This is a genomic window from Parafrankia soli (assembly GCF_001854695.1).
Classification (GTDB): domain Bacteria; phylum Actinomycetota; class Actinomycetes; order Frankiales; family Frankiaceae; genus Parafrankia; species Parafrankia soli.
Genome location: NZ_MAXA01000230.1, coordinates 1 through 19,438 on the forward strand (window position 1 = coordinate 1; position 19,438 = coordinate 19,438).

A 19,438-nucleotide genomic window follows, 5' to 3' on the forward strand; every position below is an offset into this window, starting at 1 on the left:
CCGGAAGCCCTACACACCAGGGCGATCAACACACCACAAGATCAAAGAGTCACACGTTCAGGACACCGCACGAACGTGCGGAGTACAGGGGGGCTGACCGGCGGCGCGAGGAGGTGGCGCGGCTGCCACGGCCACTCGCCGGCCAGTAGCCGGCCAGCAGCCAGCTAACCGTTGCCGGTCCGCCGGGTTGCCGACCGGCTGGACGTCGCGGCGGGCATACCCACCGCGGACCCGCGCGCCGGCGCTTGGCTGCCGGCGCGCGGGTCGGTCACCGGGTCAGGAGACCCAGACGTCGAACAGCGGGGGGATGCGCGAGTCGAAGTCGAGGGCGAAGTCGTGGACGTCGGCGCCCACGCCGACGACCGCGGTGTCCTCGACGAGCGGCACGGCGAGGCCCTGCTCGGCGATCCGCTCCTGGACGTCGGCGAGGATGCCGGCCCGCTTGTCCGGGTCGGTCGTCACCGCCTGCTGCTGCAGCAGCGGCTGCAGGGCCGTGTCCTGGACGTTGTAGATGTTCGGCGCGGCGTTGGCGAAGCTGCCGCGCAGGCCGTTGTCCGGGTCGACGCCCCCGGCGACACCCGCCAGGAACAGGTCGTACTGGTCGTGCTTGCCGAGGGCCTCGACGGCGGCGGCGGCGGTGTCCAGCCGGGGCTGCAGGTCGATGCCGACCTCGGTGAGCTGCGCCTTGAGTAGTTCCACCAGGCCCTGGTCCCAGGGGTTGCCGCGATCGATCCAGCCGAAGACGACGGTGAGCTTCCGGCCGTCCTTCTCCCGGATGCCGCCGTCGCCGCCCCGGCGCCAGCCAGCCCCGTCGAGCAGGCGGTTCGCCTCGTCGACGTCGGTCTTCAGATGCGCTGACTGGTCCGCCCACCCGATGACGGTCGAGGTGAGGACGCTCGTGGGCAGCTTGAACGACGGGTGCAGCAGCGAGTCGCGGATCGCGCCGGTGTCGACGGCGCGCACGATCGCCTGGCGGACGGGTAGTTCGTTGAGCGGCGTCCGGTCGGCGCCGGTCACGACGAGGGCCTCGGTGTTGCGGGGCAGCGGCTGCGTGATGACCGTGGCGCCCGCGGACCCGGCGGCCTCGATGTCGGCCGGGTTGAGTGACGTCGACACCTGGACCTGGCCGTTCTGCAGGGCGCCGGCGCGGACGCTCGGCTCCGCGATGATCCGGTAGACGACCTTGTCGAGGTAGGCGTCACCGGTACGTGAGCGGTACCGCGGCGCCCACCGGTAGCCGTCGCGCCGGCTGAGCACGACCTCGCTGTTCTTCGTGTACGACGTGAGGACGAACGGACCGGAGCCGACGACCTTGTTGAAGCGCTGCTCGTAGGGCAGATCCAGGGTGGCCGGGGCGAGGATGCCGAATCCGGTGTTCGCCAGCGCGACCGGCCACGCCGGGAACGCCGCGCCGAAATGCTGGACGACGGTGAGCTCGTCCACGGCGTCGGTGCCGGTGTAGCCGCTGGTCTTCAGCGTCGACAGCGCCGCGGAACCGGTGCTCTTCGCCGCGTTGGCGAGGATGTCGTCGAAGTTCCGCTTCACCACCTCGGCGGTCAGCGGCGTGCCGTCGGAGAAGGTCACGCCCGCGCGCAGGCGGAAGGTGTACTCGGTGGCGTCGGCGTTGGCCTCGTACTTCTCCGCCAGCCACGGCACCGGCTGGCGGGTCTTCGGGTCGAGCGCGAGCAGCGAGTCGACGACCGGCCGGGCCACGTCGCGCACGATCGGGCTCACCGCCCGCGGGTAGATGCTCACCGGGTCGCTGCTCAGCGCGATGGTCAGAGTTCCGCCGGACGTTGGCGAGGCGGCCTCGCCGCCGGCGTCGTCCCCGTCGTCGCCGCACGCCGCGAGTCCCAGCGCGAGCGCGGGTACGAGCGCGAATGCGCTGAGCAGGCGCGATGTGCGCGCCAGGCGGGCCGGCCTTCGCGGCCGGATGGTTCTCGACATGCGAGTTTCCCCCTCGGGACGGATGACGTGCGGTGACGCGTGGGAACGCAAAGGGATGCGGTGCGCGGCGCCCGTTGGTCGGCGGCTGGTGACAGGTGACAGGTGGTCGGTGGTCGGACGGTCAGCTGGGCGGTTTCGGCCGGCGGCGGGGAACGGACGCCAGCAGCTCACGCGTGTACGGGTCGGCGGGGCTGGTGAAGACCGCTTCGGTGCTGCCGCTCTCGACCAGCCGGCCGCGGCGCATGACGCCGACCCCGTCGGCGATCCGCCGGACGACCGCGAGGTCGTGCGAGATGAACAGATAGCTGACGCCCAGCTCGGTCTGCAGCCGCCCCAGCAGGTCGAGGATCTGCGCCTGCACCGAGACGTCCAGCGCGGAGACGGCCTCGTCGCAGACGACGAGCTCCGGGCGCAGCGCCAGCGCCCGCGCGATCGCGACCCGCTGGCGCTGGCCGCCGGAGAGCTCGGCGGGACGCCGCGTCAGCATGGCCGCGGGCAGCGCGACGAGGTCGACGAGCTCGGCGGCCCGCCGCCGGCGCTCGGCCCGGGCGCCGACGCCGAACGAGGCCAGTGGGTCGGTGATGATCTGCTCGACGGTGAACCGCGGGTTCAGCGAGGCGTACGGGTTCTGGTAGACGACCTGCATCTGGCGCCGCAGCGCCCGCTGCTCCTCGCCGCGGGTGTGGGTGATGTCCTCGCCGGCGAGCGCGATCCGCCCCGAGGTGGGTTCGGTCAGCCGCAGCACGAGCCGAGCGGCCGTCGACTTCCCCGAGCCGGATTCGCCCACCAACGCGAAGGTCCGTCCGCGCTGGATGGTGAAGCTGACGCCGTCCACCGCGCGCACCGCCCGCGCGGAGGTCCCGGAGCGGGGCAGCCGGAACTCCTTGACCAGGTCGTCGACACGCAGGTGTGGAACCTCGGCCGGCGGTGCCGCGGCCGGTGGCTCCACGGCCGTCGCTGTCGCGGGGTGCGTTGTAGCCGAGGGTGTTGTCGTGGAGGGTGTTGTCGTGGAGGGTGCTGCCGAGAGGGGCGCCGCGGCCGGGGTTGCCGGCGTCGGGCGTGGTACCAGTCGCGGGCGGGGTTCGAGGCTCGGCGCGGCCGCGATCAGCGCCCGGGTGTACGGGTGCTCCGGTTGGTCGAGAATCCGTTCCGGGGCGCCCTCCTCGACGATCCGGCCGTCCGCCATGACCAGGATCCGGTCCGCCCGCTCGGCGGCCACCCCCAGATCGTGCGTCACCAGCAGGACGCTTGTCCCCGCGTCCCGGGTGAGACCGGTCAGATGGTCGAGGATCCGGCGTTGAACGGTGACGTCCAGGGCGCTCGTCGGCTCGTCCGCGACGATCAGGCGTGGCTTCGCCGCGATGGCGACGGCGATCAGGGCCCGCTGGCACAGGCCGCCCGAGAGCTGTGACGGGTACTGGCGGGCCCGCAGTTCCGGCTCGGGCATGCCCGCGTCCGCCAGCACCCGCAGTGCCTCCCGCCCGGCCGTGCGCCGGTCGGCCAGGCCGTGGACGATCAGCACCTCGGCGACCTGCGTACCGATCCGCTGGGTGGGGTTGAGGGACGTCGTCGGCTCCTGCGGGATGAGCGTGATGTCCCGGCCGCGCAAAGCCCGGAAACGGCGCTCGCTCAGGCCGGTGACGTCCTGGCCGTCGAACCGGATCCGGCCGGCGGAGATCCGGGCCGAACGCGGCAGCAGTCGCAGCACCGCGTGCGCGGTCGTGGACTTCCCCGAACCGGACTCGCCGACGATCGCCACGACCTCCCCGGCGGCGACCCGGAGGCTGATCGAGCGCACGGCGTGCACGACCTCACCGCGTGGCCGGTAGTCGACCTCCAGGCCGTCGATCTCCAACAGGGCAGGCCKTTCGTCCCGCTCCGCGGCCACGCGCTCCGCCGCGACAGGGCCCGCCGTCACAGGCTCCCGGGCCACGGGTTCCGGGGCCACATCGGGAACCGTGTTCATCGGGCGGCACCCGGCTCGTCCCCGAACTCGTGCGACAGCCGGTTCGCCGCCAGCACCGTCAGCGCCACGACCACGCCGGGCAGGATCGACATCCACCAGGCCCCGCGCAGGAAGTTCCGGCCGGTCGACACCAGCGAACCCCACTCCGGGGTTGGCGGCTGGGTGCCGAAGCCGAGGAAGCTCAGCGTCGTCACGCCCAGGATCGCCGCGCCGAACAGCAGCACGGTCATGGCCCAGACCGGCCCCATCGAGTTCGGCAGTACGTGCCGGGTGAGGACCCGGTGCCAGCGTGCACCCCCCGATCGGGCCGCCTCGACGAACAGGCTCTCCCGCACCCGCAGCACCTCGGCGCGCATCACCCGGGCGGTGCTCGCGACGGCGGCGACCCCGATCGCCACCGCCACGTCGATCGTGTCCCCCCGGCCGAGCACGGCGATCAGCGCTAGCGCGAGCAGCAGCCCCGGGATCGACAGCAGGACGTCCACGACCCGCATCAGCACGAGGTCCGTCCAGCCGCGCAGGAACCCGGCGAGCAGCCCGACAAGGGTGCCCGCGAGGAGCCCGATCACCGTGGCGAGCAGGGCTGCCGGAACCGTCCGGCTGGTGCCGTGGATGGTGCGGGTGAACAGGTCCCGGCCGAGCTGGTCGGTGCCGAACGGGTGACTCCAGGACGGCCCGAGCAGGCGGTTCGCGGTGCTGGTCGCCAGGGGGTCGCGGGAGGTGAACAGTTCMGGGACCACCGCGGCCAGGACGATGACCACGAGCCAGACCAGTGCGAGCAGCAGCCCCGGTCGGCGCATCGCGGCGGACATGAACGGTCACACCCCTGTCAGTGAATTCGGCGTTCCGCGGGGCGCCGGTGACCAGGTGCGGCGGTCACCGGGGTCCCGGTCCGACGATGATCGGCGCGGCGGGATCGGGCTCGGCGTGGCGATGGTGCCCACCTGGGGAAATGTCCATCGCGCCGAGTGCGGCGCATACCCCTACAGCTCCCCACTCTGGCGGAGTCCTTTCCGCCCGCTCCACACGCGGCGAGGCAGGGCCGCAAGCGAGGCCCGGTCGGTGAGAGGGTGGAAGGCCGTGAAGGGTGGTGATCGGGTCATGCAAACGTGGTCCGCCGGTTGGACGGCCGGTTCCCGCGGTCCGCTCGAGGGCGATTCCCAGGGCGGGGCGGCGGACCGTGCCCGGGAGATCGTCGGTCGAGTGGGTGACAAATGGACGGTGGCGGTGGTGCACGCGCTCGGAAACGGGCCGCTGCGATTCACCGAGATCCGGCGCGGCGTTGACGGCATCAGCCAGCGGATGCTCACGACCACGTTGCGGGCGCTGGAGCGTGATGGTCTGGTCCTCCGCACGGTCTATCCCGAGATACCGCCCCGGGTGGACTACGAGCTCACCCCGGTCGGCCGGTCGCTGCTGGACACCCTCTGGCTGCTGATGAACTGGGCGGTGGTGCACACCGAGGACATAGACCGGGCCAGGCGGGAGTACGACGCGAAATAGCTCGGGAACCGTCCCGCGGACTGCGGACGGATTCGCGGGCATTCCGGAGTGTGGGAGGTCTTAGGGGTAGGCATCGGCATGTGTGCCCAGGGATGGTGCTGGCCGTCCGGTGACTGTCCGGAGCGCACCGACCATGGTGGAGGCAATCGCTGATGAGTCGTCTGCTGAGCCGACGAAACGTGCTGGGCGCCTGGGTCGCCGCGACCGCGGCGGGCACCGTCCGGCTGGCCACGGCCGGCGGCGGCGGTGACGGCGGTGCCTCGCTGGCCTCCGCCAGTGTGTCAACCGACCACGCAGCCCATCTCGGTCACTCCGGAACCGTCGAGACGGTCGCGAACGAGGTGACCGCGGCCCCGCCGGTGACGCCGTTCTCCGTTCCGCTGCCGGTCCCGCCGACGCTCGCGCCGACGTCCACAACCGCGGACACGGACTTCTACGAGATAACCAGCCGGACCGCGGCGGAGGAGATCCTGCCCGGTTTCTCCACCGAGATCCACGGCTACGGCGGGAGCTACATCGGGCCGACGATAAAGGCGAAGGTCGGCCGCAGGGTTGTTGTCCGGCACACCAACCAGCTGCCCCACCCGACCGCCGTCCACCTGCACGGGGCACATGTCCCGGCGTCCAGCGACGGCTTTCCGACCGATGTCATCGACACCGGTGCGACGAAGACCTACGAGTACCCGAACAACCAGCCGGCCGCGACCCTGTGGTATCACGACCATGCGCATCATCACGAGACCGAGAACATCTACCGGGGCCTGCACGGCTTCTACCTGTTGGAGGATCCGGCCGAGGCGGCACTGAACCTTCCGAGCGGGGAGTTCGACATTCCCGTCCTGCTGTCCGACGCCAACATCGACGCCGACGGCCAGCTCGTCTTCATCAGCCTGGATGAGTACGGACGGACGACGCTGCTGACGAACGGCCGCCCCGCCCCGTACTTCCAGGTGCAGGCCCGCCGCTACCGGTTCCGGTTCCTGAACGCCAGCAACATGCGGGTGTTCAACCTGGTGCTGGGCCGCCAGGAGCGGTTCACTCAGATCGCGGGGGACGGCGGCCTGCTGCCGGCGCCGGCGACCGTCGACAAGGTCCTGCTCAGTGCCGGTGAGCGGGCCGAGATCGTCATCGACTTCTCCAGGTACGCGCCCGGCACCCAGCTCGTCCTGAACAACACCCGGAACCTCAACGATCCGAGCCGGCCGGTCGCCCTGCCCGTGCTGCGCTTCGACGTGGTCGCCCGGGTGGGGCAGGACACCAGCGCCGTCCCGGCCACCCTGCGAGCGCATCCGCCGCTGCCCGCCGCGACCCGGGTCCGGGACGTGGTCCTCTCGTACCACACCGCGGCCTTCCCGTTCGCGATCAACGGGATGCTGTTCGACCCCAACCGCGTCGACTACACCATTCGCCGCGGCAGCACCGAGATCTGGCGGATCACCAACCCGGTCACCCCGGTGGCGGTCTACCACAACCTGCACCTGCATCTGGTGCAGTTCCGGATCCTGGACCGCAACGGCGTACCGCCCGGTCCGGCCGAGTCGGGCTGGAAGGACACCGTGTTCGTGGCGCCGGGCGAGACGGTCCGCATCCAGGCGACGTTCACCGAGTACCTCGGTAAGTACCTCTACCACTGCCACGTCCAGGATCACGCCGGCACCGGGATGATGGCACTGTTCGAGACTGTGGCCTGAGAACGGGCGCGCACGTGGGCCGCGGCCCCGGTGGATATCCACCGGGGCCGCGGCCCACGCCGTGCGGCGGAAGCCGATTTCGTGCGGCTCGGCCACCGCGGGGAACCACGCTGAGCCGGCTCAGAAGCCGATGGTCTCCCGGACGAGGATGACCGTGCCGCGCTCCGGGAACGCCTCGCGCTCGAGGATCAGGATCCGCCCGATGAACGAGGACTGGCCGTAGAGGTCGGCCAGGCGCTGGTGCTCCCGGGGCAGGCTGTAGGTGCGGATCCGGCGCAGCGCGGTCTCCAGGTCGCCGACGACCTTCTGCGCGCCGACGACCCAGATGGCGCGCCGAGCGCCCGACGCGTAGGGCGCGAACTGGCTGCCGCTGGCGGATCCGACGACCAGGTGACCGTTCTCCGTGATGGCGTGGACGCTGCCGACGACCACGTCCGGCGTCGCGCCCAGCCGGATCGTGGCGTAGACGTCCTCGCTCGGCGGCGGGGCGGCGGCCCGGACGGAATTGTATTTTCCGGACTCGTCGATGTCCGCGGTGATGCCGGCGAGCCGCAGCGTCTCGCTCGACGCGGTGAAGACCGACTGGTCGGTCGGCAGTAGTTCGGCGACCAGTTCACGGGCCTGCGCGGCGGTGTCCACCACGTGTACGAGATAGCCGTTCTCGCGCAGTGCGGCGGTGGCCCGATCGATCACCGCCTCGTCGGCGGCGGTGGCGAAGGTTTCGTCGAGAGGCGGGGCTTCGACAGTCATTTTTGTCCCTTCGGTACGAGTGTTCACTGTTCTCGGGCGCACGCGGCGACGCGATGGCGGAAACGCCGCGTCGGTGCACGATCCGCATGACATTTCCGCCGCTGACGAATACGGCTCCGGGTGACACGGAGGAGTGGGCGAAAGCACCGTGCCGGGCCCGTGACCCGTCGCGTGGTAGGCGCCCTGACCAATTTTTGCCCGGACCGGTGTCAGGGGGAAGAAGGCACCTTTTTCTGCCCTGGTGAACTGGAGGGAACCGACAACGTCACAGCCGGTTCGCGGCGGGCTCGGGCTGGCGTGGGACGCGCGCGAGGCGGGCCCGCCCGCCTCCCACGCCCTCGATCTGGCGCAGGGTCTCGACAAACAGCACCGTGAGCGCCGCTACCAGGCGCACTCCGGGCCCGGTCATGATCTGGTGCCCACCCGGCACGGTCGTCAGTCGAGCCGTGCTCACCGTCCGCGTGATCATCTTGGTGAGGTGGAGCGGGCTTGTCTCGTCCTGCTCGCCGTGGATCAGCAGTACCGGCAGGTCGGGCAGCACGCGCGGTGGGAGCTCGGTCGGCAGCTCGCCGGCGAATGGCTGGTGCACCAGGGGAAGTCCCAGCAGGATCAGGGCGTCGGGTCGCAGCGCCGGTGAGCCCGCCAGCGACAGCGAGCGCAGGGCCCCGGTGTCCGAACCGAGCAGGATGAACGGCACGCCGGGCACCCGCGCCTCCGCCAGCGCGACGGCGCCGTGCTCCTGGGTGGACAGGTAGGTCACGTCGTAGCCGTCGATCGCCAGCCGCACGGCGGTCCGTTCGTAGCTGTCCACGCTCTCGCCGCGGCCGGGGATCATCACGATCGAGGCCCGCGGCGGCCGGCCCGCGTCGGCGGCGGGCCAGAACCGGGTCGCGGCGCGGCCGACGAAACCGCGCACCTGGCGGCCGGACCGGATCGGGTTCCGGGTGTCCGTCGGAGAATGCATGATCTGCTCCAGGGAAAATGGGGCCGGTGCGGTTGGAATGCGCGAGACGACCCAGGCGAGGGTGGGAGTGGCGGTAAGAAAGACCGCCCGGTGGGCAGCCCAAAGAAAACATGCCACGCAGGATAAGGGAGAACACGGCTGTTACCGGAAAAGTCGGAAGAGCGCCGGCGTGGACGTCGCTGAAGGTACGCCTGCCGTCGCTGGAAGAGCCGGCACCGGAATCGTGGGGCCGAGCGGGCGGACGAATCCGTCCTGGTGGCCTGGCTCGGCTCGCCCTCGGTGAGGTCAGCTGGCGGGTGACCGCGTACAGGCGGCCGACGCCACCCGCAGGAAATCGATGTGGCCGCGGATTACGAGGCGTGTCGTCTGCAGGAGCCGCCGGGTCGCCCTTAGAGACTGCTGTGTTGCCCGTGGAAACCGAGGTGTCGCCCGTGGAAGCCGAGGTGTCGTTGAACCCGGCCGGAGCATGGTCCAACTCTGTGCCGTCACGGCGCGGATGTCAACACCATTACGAAATCCGCCCGGCCGGGTCTGCCTGGCGAAAGTACCGCGGGGCCGGGCGGTGGTATTTCCGGTTCCGTCCAGGACGGGGTCGAGGTCACGGGGACCATCGGCCCCGGGCACGCAGGATCGGGAGCACACCCTCCCCGAACCAGTACGCCTCCTCCAGGTGGGGATACCCGGAGAGCACGAACTCGGTGACGCCGACCTGGTGGTAGGTCTCGATGAGGTCCGCCACCGCGTGGTGGCTGCCGACGAAGGCGGTCCCGGCGCCGCCGCGGACCAGCCCGATCCCCGCCCACAGGTTCGGGAAGATCTCCAGCTTCGCGGTCGACCCGTTGTGCAGCGCGAGCATCCGGCGCTGGCCCTCGGACTCGCTGCGCGCCAGCTGCTCCTGCACCGCCGCGACCGTCCGGGCGTCCAGGCCGGCGATCAGGCGGTGCGCCGCCGCCCAGGCGTCCTCGGCGGTGTCCCGGGTGATGACGTGGGCGCGCAGCCCGAAGCGCGGCGCCCGCCCGGCCGCCTCGGCCCTGGACCGGACCTCGGCGAACTTGGCGGCGACGGCGTCCGGCGGTTCGCCCCACGTCAGGTAGACGTCGGCGTGGCGCGCGGCCACCTCGACCGCGGCCGGCGACGAGCCCCCGAAGTAGATCTCCGGTGGCGGGTCGGGGAGCCGCGACAGCCGCGCCCCGCTCAGCCGCACGAAGCGGCCGTCGACGTCCACGGTCCGTCCCCGCCACAGATCGGAGAGCACCGACAGGTACTCGTCGCAGCGGGCGTACCGGTCGTCCTTGTCGAGGAAGTCGCCGTAGCCGCGCTGTTCGTCCGCCTCGCCGCCGGTGACGACGTTGAGCAGCAGCCGCCCGCCGGAGAGCCGTTGGAACGTGGACGCCATCTGTGCGGCCAGCGTCGGCGAGACCAGCCCCGGCCGTACGGCGACCAGGAATTTCAGCCGCTTCGTCGCCTCGACCAGCATCGCCGTGGTCAGCCAGGCGTCCTCGCACCACGAACCGGTGGGGGTCAGGGCGCCGGCGAAGCCGAGCTGCTCGGCCGAGCGGGCGATCTGGCCGAGGTACTCAAGTGTCGGCGGCCGGCCGCGGGTGCTCGCCGTGGCTGGTGCGCCGTGCCCGCCGCCGACCACGTCGCGCGCGTCGCCGGAGGTGGGCAGGAACCAGTGGAAGGTCAGGGACATGAGTGGGCTCCCGGCGGAGGGGACGTGGCGTCGGCATTCGCCACGTCAAGGCCACCAGGTGGGAGGGGACCGGATCTCGAGCGACCGGATCGTGACGAGGCGGCGCGGGAGCGGTCGGACGCCCTGGCGGCCGGCGTGGCCGAGGAGCGTCTCAGGAACAGCGCATGCTGCCGCTGCGCGCGAGGTCGACGGCGAGACGTCGGATCAATCTCAACTTCATCGACACGGAAAGTAGTATTTGCCGAGAGAGAGCCGCCGTCAACCACCGACCGGAGGTCGCGGTGACCCACAACGTGCCAGTGGCCCACAACGTGCCGGTACAGCCGGCGGAGCACGGTTCGCTCGCCGCCGACTGGGAGCCTCGGGGTGAGGCCGACTGCCGGGTACGGACGATCATGGATCGGGTGGGTGACAAGTGGTCGGTCGCGGTCGTCACCGAGCTCACCGCCGGCCCGCGGCGCTTCAGTGAGCTGAAGCGGGCGCTGCCCGGCATCAACCAGCGCATGCTGACCAGCACGCTGCGCGTCCTGGAGCGGGACGGGCTCGTCACCCGCACGGTGTACCCGCAGGTGCCCCCGCGCGTCGACTACGAGCTCACCGGCCTGGGGCGAACCCTGCTCGACACCGTCGCCTCGCTGCTCGACTGGGCCGAGCGCAACGCCGACGGGATCGACGAGGCCCGTCGGCGTTACGACGCCCGCGGTTAGTCCGCTAGTCCGCGGATGCCGCGACGGCAGCCCCGGCGACGGCAGCCCCCGCGACGGCCGGTGCCGCGGGTGGGCGGCGGAGAACCAGGGAGCCCAGGAAGGCCACGCCGACCGAGATGAGGCCGCAGATGATGGCGGCGAAGAGGCCGGCGTCCGCGCCGCTGCGTGCGGTCTCGGCGAAGAAGAGTGCCCCCACGCCGGAGACGCCCAACGCCGAGGCGAACTGCTGCGTGGTGGTGAGGACGCCGCTCACCGTCCCGCTGATGTCGGGGGGAGCGGCCGCCATGACACTCGCGGCCAGGGCCGGGATCACCAGGCCGTTGCCGATGCCGGCGAGCATCAGCAGCGGGGTGAGCTCGTAGGCGGTCATGCCGGTGCCCTCGACCGACACCGCCACCGCGATTCCGACCAGGGACAGGGCGGTGGTGAGCGCCCCGGCGGTCAGCACCCGCGGCCCGTACACGGTGACCAGCCGGCGCGCCGCCAGCGAGGAGAACGCGAAGACCACGCCGAGCGGCGCGAACATCAGCCCGGCGTTCAGCGGGGAGCGGTGCTGGCCCACCTGCAGGAAGATCGTCAGGGCGAGTAGGAAGCTGCCGAAGAAAAAGAAGTACCCCGCGCTCATCACCATGCCGCCGACGACCGCCCGGGACCGCACCACGGCCGGCGGGATGATCGGATGCCCGCCGGAGCGCGCCAGCCGGGCCTCCCAGGCCCCGAACCCGCCGAGCACCACGATCCCAGCGGCGAGCGCGAGCCACGTCCACAGCGGCCAGCCCTCGTCGCGGCCGAGGGTGAGCGGGATGAGGACGAGCCCGATGCCGAGGGTCAGCGTGCCCAGCCCGACCGGGTCGAGCCGCTCCGCCCGAGCCGCGCGCGACTCGCGGACCAGCCGCCGCGCCCCGACGAGCGCCGCCAGCCCGATCGGCACGTTGACCAGGAAGATCGGCCGCCAGCCGAGGCCGAAGATGTCGAGGTCGAGCAGCACCCCGCCGAGCACCTGACCGCAGACCCCGCCGAGCCCGATCGTCACGCCGAAGAACGCGAACGCCCGCGGCCGCTCGGCCGGCGGGAAGGTCACGCTGATCAGCGCGAGCACCTGGGGCACCATGGCCGCGGCACCGACGCCCTGCAGCAGCCGGCCGCCGATCAGCACCGCCTCGTTGGGTGCGAGCCCGCACAGGGCCGACGCGGCGGTGAAGACCGCCATCCCGAGCAGGTAGATCCGGCGGCGGCCGAACCGGTCACCCAGCCGGCCGCCGGTGACCAGCGCGGCGGCGTAGGTGAACGAGTAGCCGCCGACGACCAGCTCAAGCCCGGCGTTGGACGCGTGCAGGTCCGATTCGATGCTCGGTGCCGCGACGTTGACGACGAACACGTCGAACAGGCTCATGAAGCTGGCGATCAGGATCACTGGCAGCGCCCGCCACCGCCGCGGATCGACGCCCGCCTCGTCCACCGCCGCCACGGTGCTGGACGGCGGTGCCCCGGCGGCCCGGGCGTCGCCGTCCCCGCCGCTCGCGCCGGCTGGATCCATCTCTGTGACCTGGGCCTTCGTCATCTGGTTCCTTCCGCGACAGGCGCCGGACCGCCCGCCGAACCACAGCCCCGCACCCGCGGACCTGTCGCGCACCTCATCGGTGACAGCGAAGTCCACACCGGACGTCGGCATTCCCGGCCCCGGCCGGCCGGACGTGCGCGAGTTTCCGCCCGCGACGGCCCCGGGCCGGCCTTTTCTCTGCGGCGGCGCAGGTCATTGGCCTGCGCCGGGTTTGGCGGACGGCATGGTGACTCCGGACACACACCGGACGCGGCCGCGTCGTGGCAGAGTCGTGGGCTGGTGATCGCGCGGCGGCGCGGTGGCGGTGGGTGCGGCTGTGGTGGAGAGGAGCCTGATCTCGTGGAGTACGTCAAGCTGGGGTCGACCGGCCTGGAGGTCTCCCGGGTCTGCCTGGGCTGCATGAGCTACGGCACCCCGGGGGAGGGGAACTGGCCGTGGTCTCTTGACGAGGACGCGTCGCGGCCGTTCTTCCGGCGTGCGATCGAGGCGGGGATCAACTTCTTCGACACCGCGAACGTCTACTCGCTGGGCCGCAGCGAGGAGATCACCGGCCGGGCGCTGAAGGACTTCGCCCGCCGGGACGAGATCGTGCTGGCCACCAAGGTCCACTCCCGGATGCGGTCCGGCCCGAACGGGGCCGGCCTCTCCCGCAAGGTGATCATGCACGAGATCGACGCGAGCCTGCGGCGCCTCGGCACGGACTACGTCGACCTCTTCCAGATCCACCGCTGGGACGAGACGACGCCGATCGAGGAGACGCTCGAGGCGCTGCACGACGTCGTGAAGGCCGGCAAGGCCCGTTACATCGGCGCCTCGTCGATGTACGCCTGGCAGTTCACCAAGGCGTTGTTCATCTCCGAGCGGCACGGCTGGACCCGTTTCGCGACGATGCAGAACCACTACAACCTGCTCTACCGGGAGGAGGAGCGGGAGATGCTCCCGCTGTGCGCGGACCAGGGGATCGGCGTGATCCCGTGGAGCCCGCTGGCCCGCGGCCGCCTCACCCGCGACTGGGACGCCACCACGACCCGCGCCGAGTCCGACCCCTTCGCCCGCGCCTTCTACCAGGACGACGACCGGCTGATCGTCGAGGAGGTCGCCCGCATCGCTGACGAGCGCGGCGTGAGCCGGGCCCAGGTGGCGCTGGCCTGGGTGTCACGCAATCCCGTCGTCGCCGCGCCGATCGTCGGCGCCACGAAGCCCGGGCACCTCGACGACGCGCTCGCCTCCCTGGAACTGACCCTCACCGACGACGAGGCCGCCCGGCTGGAGGCCCCGTACCGCCCACGGCCCGTCACCGGCATCCAGGTGCCGCAGCGGCGACGGCTCTGACGTCCGGCTGAACTCGTCAGGAAACGTGCGGTGGCCCCGCGGCGAGCCGCGACACCCGGCGCGGACGGGATCGCGAGTCTCCTGCGCCCGGAAAGCGGTCGCCCCGCCCGTCGGTTGCGCCCCCGCCCGCGGGCGGGGTTGCTGACCCATCCGGTCCGGCTCGTCGTGCTGGGCTTCGCGGTCACGGTGGCGGCGACGACGCTGTTCCTGCTCCTGCCCGTCGCGACCACGCCCGGCCGGACGACGTCGCCGCTGGTCGCCGTCTTCACCGCGACCGGGGCCGCCAGCGGGGCGCTCGCCGTCGTCGACACCGGCACCCACTGGACCACCTTCGGCGAGGTCGTGATCGCGGCGGCGGTCCAACTGGGCGGGCTCGGGTTCATGACCTCGGCGTCGCTGCTGGGACTGCTGGTGTCGCGCCGGCTGGGTATGCGGATCCGGCTGCTGGCCGCCGCCGAGACCCAATCGTTCGGCCTCGGCGAGGTGCGGCGGGTGGTGCGCGCGGTCGCCCTGGTGACCTTCACCGTCGAGGCGGTGATCGCCGCGGTGCTGTTCCTGCGGCTGTGGCTGACCTATGACAGGTCACCGGCCCGCGCCGCCTACGAGAGCGTGTTCCACTCGATCACCGCGTTCAACAACGCGGGCCACTCGCTCTACGGGGACAACCTCGTCGGCTTCGCGGCCGACCCGGTGATCATCCTGACGGTGGCCGGCGGTGTGATCCTGGGCGGGCTCGGGTTCCCGGTGCTGTTCGAACTGCGGCACGAGCTTCGGACACCCCGGTACTGGTCCCTTCACACCAGGGTGACGCTGCTGGGATACGGGATTCTGACCGTCGCCGGCACGATCGCTGTCGCGGCGACGGAGTGGCGCAACGCCGCGACACTGGGGGAGCACGGCGTCGGTGACAAGCTGCTCGCGGCGTTCTTCGCCAGCACCACCGCGCGCACCGCGGGCTTCAACTCGATCGACTACGCGGACGCGGACGCGAGCACGCTCGTCGTGACCGACGTGCTGATGTTCATCGGCGGCGGCAGCGCCAGCACCGCCGGCGGAATCAAGATCACAACATTCATGATCCTCTTCTTCGCCATCCTGGCCGAGGCCCGCGGCGACGAGACGGTGGACGCCTTCGGCCGCCAGGTCTCCCCGGCCGCGCTGCGCCAGGCGCTCGCGGTCGCGCTGCTCGGCGTCGCGCTGATCGTCGTCGCCACGTTGTGCCTGCTCTCGGTCAGCCACCACACCCTCGACCAGGTGCTCTTCGAAGTCACGTCGGCCTTCGGCACCGTCGGCCTGTCCACGGGGATCACCGCCGAGCTGCCCGCGTTCGCGCAGTGCGTGCTCATCGTGCTGATGTTCATCGGTCGGACCGGGCCGATAGCCGTCGCGTCGGCGCTGGCGCTGCGCGAACGGCGGCGGCTGTACCGCCTACCGGAGGAAAGGCCCATCGTTGGCTAGCAGACATTCCGAGGACGGCGTCCTCGTCATCGGTCTCGGTCGTTTCGGAAGCACCCTGGCCGAGACCCTGCAGGAGCTGGGACATCACGTGGTGGCCGTCGACTCCAACCACGACCTGGTCCAGCGCTGGTCCGGGAAGCTCACCCACGTGGTCGAGGCGGACGCCACCAGCGAGGAGGTGATGCGTCAGCTCGGCGCGCACGAGTTCCGGCAGGCGGTCGTCGCGATCGGCACCGGGATCGAGGCCAGCGTGCTGGCCACCGGTGTGCTCCTCGACCTGTCCGTCGCCGAGGTCTGGTCGAAAGCGATCACCCGCGAGCACGGCCGCATCCTGGAACGCATCGGCGTCAACCACGTCGTCTATCCCGAGCGGGATGCCGGTGAGCGGGTGGCCCACCTGCTGACCGGCCGGCTCATCGACTTCCTGGAGCTCGACGACAACTACGCGATAGCGAAGCTGCGCGCTCCGCGCGGGATCTGCGGGCGGGCGCTGGAGAAGACGGCGCTGCGCAGCAGGTACGGGATCACCATCGTCGGAGCGAAGAAGCCCGGCGGCGAGTTCACCCACGCCGAGGCCGGAACGGTCCTCGACGTGGGTGATCTCGTGGTGATCGCCGGAAGGACGGACCGGGTCGAGAGCTTCGCCGCCGAGATCGGCGGATCCTGAGACCGCTCGCCCGCTGTGGTGAGGCATCGCGGTGGTCAGGTGTCGCGGTGGTCAGGCGTCGTGCCGGGCGAGGAGCAGGCCGCCGGTGAGGAGCGCGGCCAGCGCCCACAGCGTGAGCACGCCGAGTCCCTGCCACGGTCCGATCGGCACGGCGTCGACGTCGCCGGTGGCCTGGACGGCGAGCCCGGCGCTCATCGGCCCGGCCTGCTGCAGGTGCCGCCGCCAGCCCGGGTCGGTGACCACCTGGGCGATGATCGGGAACACGTACAGCAGTCCCAGGACGATCCCGGACGCGGCCGCCGGGTTCCGCGCGGCGGTGGCCGTTCCCAGGCCCAGCAGGCCGATGAGGACGAGGTACAGCACGGAACCGACGGCCGCCCGGGGGACGACCTCGTGCCCGGGAAGGATGAACCACCCGACGGTCAGGGACCCGAGGACGGCGGGCACGGCCGTCACCGCGACGACCCCGGCGACGACGACGGCCTTGGCGGCCAGGACAGTCGTCCGTCGGGGCAGCGCGGTGAGCGTGACCCGGACCATCCCGGTGCTGTACTCGTCGCCGATCACCAGGACCGCGAGGACGGCGACGACGGCCTGACCGACCTGGACCCCGGTGAGGCTCAGTCTCGTCAGGTCCTGCCCACAACCTCCCGGCGCGCACCCGGTCGCCGCGGCCACCGCGGCGCTCGACCCGACCGTGCTCACGATCACGGCGAGCGCCAGCCCGAGCGTGCCGGGCGAGGTCCGCAGCTTGGTCCACTCGGCGTGCAGGGCCGATCTCACGCGCTCCTCCGCCGGAGGAGGACGGCGGCCGTGCCCAGGGCGAGGGCGGCCCACCCGGCGAGCACCCCGAAGCCGGCCCACGGGGCGAGGGGGAAGTACCCGTTCGCCGGCGTGTAGAGGTTGGCGACCTGCGGATACTGCGTCGCCGTCTGCTGCAGCGCGAACGCCGCCGCCGGGCTCACCCGCAGCAGCCACCGCGCGGCCCCGTCCGGCAGGACGGTCATGGCCAGCAGGTACGGCAGGACGATCACGGCGACGGCGGTCGCCACCGCGGTGACACCGCGCCGCAGCAACGTCCCCAGCCCGAGCGCCAGGACCGCGGCGACGGCGAGCAGCGCGGCGGTCCCGACGATCACGCGCAGCTCGGTCGGCGTCGTCGCGGGGTGGACGTAGACGCCGTTGCCGCGCAGCACGCGCTGGCCGAGGACGACGGCGACGGCGGCGGCGACCAGGCCGGTCACGAACGCGACGGCGCCGACCACGACGGCCTTCGCGGCGAGCAGCCGGCCGCGGCGGGGGCTGGCGGTCAGGGTGGTCCGGATGAGGCCGCAGCGGTACTCCGCGGTGATGAACCCGGTGCTGACGACGGTCACGACAAGCAACATCACGAAGGTTCCGGCGAGGGTCCGGGCGAGGGACACGCCGATACCGGCCGCGCCGGCGACGGCCGGGGCGATGTCGCCGGAGCCGGTCACCGTGAACACGCCGCCGGCGCGTTCGAGATCGCCGCCGGGAACCTGCGGCGCAGGCCCCGGCATGCCGACGTTCTCGCCCTCCCACGCCGGCCGCGCCACCTGGCCGGGCGCGCCGGCTGAGCGAGCCTCGTCCCGCACGAGAAGGTGGTCGAAGGTCCCGGTCGCCTCGGTCGGGCCGCCCGTGGTGCCGGCGCCGAGCGATCCGCCGACCCGCTCCGCGTGCTGCGGGGACGTCGTGAACAGCCCCGCCTCGACCGTCGGCGGCAGGCCGGCCAGCCGCACGGAGCCGACCGTGGTCCAGGTGGTGCCGTCCGGCGACTCTGCTCCGGCCACGGTGTCGCCGGTGCGGGTGAGCCGCAGCCAGCGCGGGGAGTCGGTGCTGACCGTGCCGGGCGTCCCGGCACGGTCGTGGGTGTAGTCGTACTGCATCCGAACGCCATGGCCGCCGGTGACCAGGACCGCGGCGTAGGACGAGCTCTGCGCCGTGCCCGCCTTGAGGATGAGCCCGGCCTTGGACCACGGCACGACGGCAGGGCGCGACCCGCGCGGAGACGCCCCTGGCGTGGCCGCCTCGCGTGCAGACGCCTCGTGGGGAGACCCGTCGTCCGGTGGCGGCCCGTCCGGGCCCGGGTCCAGCAGGCGGCTGGTGAGCGAGGTGACGCGGACGGTGATGCTGCCGTCCCCGGTGAGCGGGCGGTGCGCGAAGGCGAAACTGTCGACGACCACCTCCCCGCCGGGCCCGAGCGTCGGCGCACACTCGGACCCGGGCCCGTTCCGGCCGCACGAGCCCTGCATGCCTGGCAGCAGGCCCAACAGGATCGTCGCGCCCGCGGCCGCGACGGCCGCGACGACCCAGCCGCGGACGGTGCGGAACTTCGTGAACTCGGCGCGCAGCACCTGGCCGAAGGCGTTCATCGGGCCCGCGCCGGGTCCACGGCGCGGAACTCGACCTCGTCACGGGTGAGCGCCAGATAGACGTCCTCCAGCGTCGCCCGCCGCGCCCCCGGCGCGGTGGCCAGCAGGTGAGCCACCGGCGCGTCGGCGATGACCTTTCCGCGCCCGACCACCACCACGTGGTCGGCGGTTTCCTGCAGTTCGCTCATCAGATGACTCGACACCAGGACCGCGCGGCCCTCGGCGGCGAGCGCACGCAGGAGCCGGCGCATCCACACGATGCCCTCCGGGTCCATGCCGTTGAACGGCTCGTCGAGCAGGAGCGCCGGTGGGTCGCCGAGCAGCGCGGCGGCGATCCCGAGCCGCTGCCGCATGCCGAGCGAGAAGCCGCCGGCCCGGCGCCGGGCGACCGCCCGCAGGCCGGCCTGATCGAGAACCTCGTCGACGCGCCGGGCGGTGAGGCCCTGCGAGTGGGCGAGCCAGAGGAGATGGTTGCGGGCGGTCCGGCCGGGCTGCAGCGCCGCGGCGTCGAGCAGGGAGCCGACGTGGCGCAGCGGGTCGCGCAGGCCGCGGTAGGGATGGCCGTCGATGAGGGCGTCACCGGCGTCGGCCCTGTCGAGGCCAAGGATGACGCGCATGGTGGTGGACTTGCCCGCGCCGTTCGGGCCGACGAACCCGGTGACCTGCCCCGGCCGGACGGCGAAGGTCATCCCGTCGAGGGCGACGGTTCCGCGGAACCGTTTGCGCAGCCCGTGCACAGTAATCATGGGTCCGGGTTCTACGCGTGCGCCGGTGTCATCCCGGTGCCGGTGGACGACACCGGGCTG

General features: G+C 72.1%; 16 protein-coding genes. 6 read left to right on the top strand and 10 right to left on the bottom strand.

Translation table 11 applies throughout. The features are described 5' to 3' along the window. Positions 1-276: 276 nt before the first annotated feature. The 3 genes from BBK14_RS22630 to BBK14_RS22640 all read right to left on the bottom strand — a co-directional run bounded on the left by BBK14_RS22630 (position 277) and on the right by BBK14_RS22640 (position 4,725). Complete coding sequence (locus BBK14_RS22630) at positions 277-1,947, bottom strand: ABC transporter substrate-binding protein (protein ID WP_071065281.1); 1,671 nt, start codon at positions 1,945-1,947, stop codon at positions 277-279. 121 nt (positions 1,948-2,068) lie between these two features. Then, positions 2,069-3,913 carry a dipeptide ABC transporter ATP-binding protein gene (locus tag BBK14_RS22635; RefSeq protein WP_071065282.1) on the bottom strand — a complete coding sequence of 615 codons (1,845 nt, stop codon included), beginning with the start codon at positions 3,911-3,913 and terminating at the stop codon, positions 2,069-2,071. Further along, positions 3,910-4,725 (bottom strand): ABC transporter permease, encoded by an 816-nt coding sequence (locus BBK14_RS22640; protein WP_071065283.1) that lies wholly within the window; start codon positions 4,723-4,725, stop codon positions 3,910-3,912. Before BBK14_RS22640 ends, BBK14_RS22635 begins: the two co-directional genes overlap by 4 nt. A 289-nt stretch (positions 4,726-5,014) precedes the next feature. Between BBK14_RS22640 and BBK14_RS22645 the strand changes: the two genes are divergently transcribed. Both BBK14_RS22645 and BBK14_RS22650 read left to right on the top strand, forming a co-directional pair. Further along, the gene (locus tag BBK14_RS22645; protein WP_071065316.1) at positions 5,015-5,416 is read left to right on the top strand and encodes a winged helix-turn-helix transcriptional regulator; all 402 of its coding nucleotides are present in this window, start codon (positions 5,015-5,017) and stop codon (positions 5,414-5,416) included. 152 nt (positions 5,417-5,568) lie between these two features. Beyond that, positions 5,569-7,107 (top strand): multicopper oxidase family protein, encoded by a 1,539-nt coding sequence (locus BBK14_RS22650; protein ID WP_071065284.1) that lies wholly within the window; start codon positions 5,569-5,571, stop codon positions 7,105-7,107. A 120-nt stretch (positions 7,108-7,227) separates the two neighbouring features. On the opposite strand, the gene BBK14_RS22655 is transcribed toward BBK14_RS22650, so the two are convergent. From BBK14_RS22655 to BBK14_RS22665, 3 genes are all read right to left on the bottom strand, one after another. After that, positions 7,228-7,857: a lactate utilization protein gene (locus BBK14_RS22655; protein ID WP_071065285.1), complete on the bottom strand. Its 630-nt coding sequence runs from the start codon at positions 7,855-7,857 to the stop codon at positions 7,228-7,230. Between the two features lie 265 nt (positions 7,858-8,122). After that, positions 8,123-8,821: an alpha/beta hydrolase gene (locus tag BBK14_RS22660; protein WP_071065286.1), complete on the bottom strand. Its 699-nt coding sequence runs from the start codon at positions 8,819-8,821 to the stop codon at positions 8,123-8,125. A 598-nt stretch (positions 8,822-9,419) separates the two neighbouring features. Further along, entirely contained in the window at positions 9,420-10,514 is a 1,095-nt protein-coding gene (locus BBK14_RS22665; protein ID WP_071065287.1) for an LLM class flavin-dependent oxidoreductase, read from the bottom strand. A 281-nt stretch (positions 10,515-10,795) separates the two neighbouring features. Here BBK14_RS22665 and BBK14_RS40460 point away from each other — a divergent pair, with 281 nt between their 5' ends. After that, on the top strand, positions 10,796-11,221 hold the full coding sequence (locus BBK14_RS40460; protein ID WP_275078507.1) for a winged helix-turn-helix transcriptional regulator: 426 nt from the start codon (positions 10,796-10,798) through the stop codon (positions 11,219-11,221). 4 nt (positions 11,222-11,225) lie between these two features. Here BBK14_RS40460 and BBK14_RS22675 read toward each other — a convergent pair whose 3' ends face one another. Further along, positions 11,226-12,782 carry an MFS transporter gene (locus BBK14_RS22675; protein ID WP_241831761.1) on the bottom strand — a complete coding sequence of 519 codons (1,557 nt, stop codon included), beginning with the start codon at positions 12,780-12,782 and terminating at the stop codon, positions 11,226-11,228. Positions 12,783-13,121: 339 nt separating this feature from the next. Between BBK14_RS22675 and BBK14_RS22680 the strand changes: the two genes are divergently transcribed. Genes BBK14_RS22680 through BBK14_RS22690 form a run of 3 tightly spaced genes read left to right on the top strand, consistent with a single transcriptional unit; the run spans position 13,122 to position 16,239 of the window. Further along, positions 13,122-14,114 carry an aldo/keto reductase gene (locus BBK14_RS22680; RefSeq protein ID WP_071065289.1) on the top strand — a complete coding sequence of 331 codons (993 nt, stop codon included), beginning with the start codon at positions 13,122-13,124 and terminating at the stop codon, positions 14,112-14,114. Between the two features lie 30 nt (positions 14,115-14,144). Continuing rightward, positions 14,145-15,572: a TrkH family potassium uptake protein gene (locus tag BBK14_RS22685; protein WP_241831762.1), complete on the top strand. Its 1,428-nt coding sequence runs from the start codon at positions 14,145-14,147 to the stop codon at positions 15,570-15,572. Continuing rightward, positions 15,565-16,239, top strand: a complete 675-nt coding sequence (locus tag BBK14_RS22690) for a potassium channel family protein (protein ID WP_071065291.1) — start codon at positions 15,565-15,567, stop codon at positions 16,237-16,239. The genes BBK14_RS22685 and BBK14_RS22690 overlap by 8 nt, the downstream gene beginning before the upstream one ends. A 51-nt stretch (positions 16,240-16,290) precedes the next feature. Here the strand turns inward: BBK14_RS22690 and BBK14_RS22695 are convergent, their stop codons facing one another. The 3 genes from BBK14_RS22695 to BBK14_RS22705 are packed head-to-tail and all read right to left on the bottom strand — an operon-like array spanning position 16,291 to position 19,378. Continuing rightward, positions 16,291-17,022: an ABC transporter permease gene (locus BBK14_RS22695; RefSeq protein WP_071065292.1), complete on the bottom strand. Its 732-nt coding sequence runs from the start codon at positions 17,020-17,022 to the stop codon at positions 16,291-16,293. Further along, on the bottom strand, positions 17,019-18,632 hold the full coding sequence (locus BBK14_RS22700; protein ID WP_071065293.1) for an ABC transporter permease subunit: 1,614 nt from the start codon (positions 18,630-18,632) through the stop codon (positions 17,019-17,021). Before BBK14_RS22700 ends, BBK14_RS22695 begins: the two co-directional genes overlap by 4 nt. Beyond that, positions 18,629-19,378, bottom strand: a complete 750-nt coding sequence (locus tag BBK14_RS22705; RefSeq protein WP_071065294.1) for an ABC transporter ATP-binding protein — start codon at positions 19,376-19,378, stop codon at positions 18,629-18,631. Before BBK14_RS22705 ends, BBK14_RS22700 begins: the two co-directional genes overlap by 4 nt. Positions 19,379-19,438: the final 60 nt, after the last annotated feature.

What these genes read in the sequence shown, in the direction of transcription:
- BBK14_RS22665 (WP_071065287.1), bottom strand. Translation starts at nt 10,514, where the DNA reads ATGTCCCTGACCTTCCACTGGTTCCTGCCCACCTCCGGCGACGCGCGC.
- BBK14_RS22700 (WP_071065293.1), bottom strand. Translation starts at nt 18,632, where the DNA reads ATGAACGCCTTCGGCCAGGTGCTGCGCGCCGAGTTCACGAAGTTCCGC.
- BBK14_RS22660 (WP_071065286.1), bottom strand. Translation starts at nt 8,821, where the DNA reads ATGCATTCTCCGACGGACACCCGGAACCCGATCCGGTCCGGCCGCCAG.
- BBK14_RS22675 (WP_241831761.1), bottom strand. Translation starts at nt 12,782, where the DNA reads ATGACGAAGGCCCAGGTCACAGAGATGGATCCAGCCGGCGCGAGCGGC.
- BBK14_RS22645 (WP_071065316.1), top strand. Translation starts at nt 5,015, where the DNA reads ATGCAAACGTGGTCCGCCGGTTGGACGGCCGGTTCCCGCGGTCCGCTC.
- BBK14_RS22705 (WP_071065294.1), bottom strand. Translation starts at nt 19,378, where the DNA reads ATGATTACTGTGCACGGGCTGCGCAAACGGTTCCGCGGAACCGTCGCC.
- BBK14_RS22630 (WP_071065281.1), bottom strand. Translation starts at nt 1,947, where the DNA reads ATGTCGAGAACCATCCGGCCGCGAAGGCCGGCCCGCCTGGCGCGCACA.
- BBK14_RS22650 (WP_071065284.1), top strand. Translation starts at nt 5,569, where the DNA reads ATGAGTCGTCTGCTGAGCCGACGAAACGTGCTGGGCGCCTGGGTCGCC.
- BBK14_RS22655 (WP_071065285.1), bottom strand. Translation starts at nt 7,857, where the DNA reads ATGACTGTCGAAGCCCCGCCTCTCGACGAAACCTTCGCCACCGCCGCC.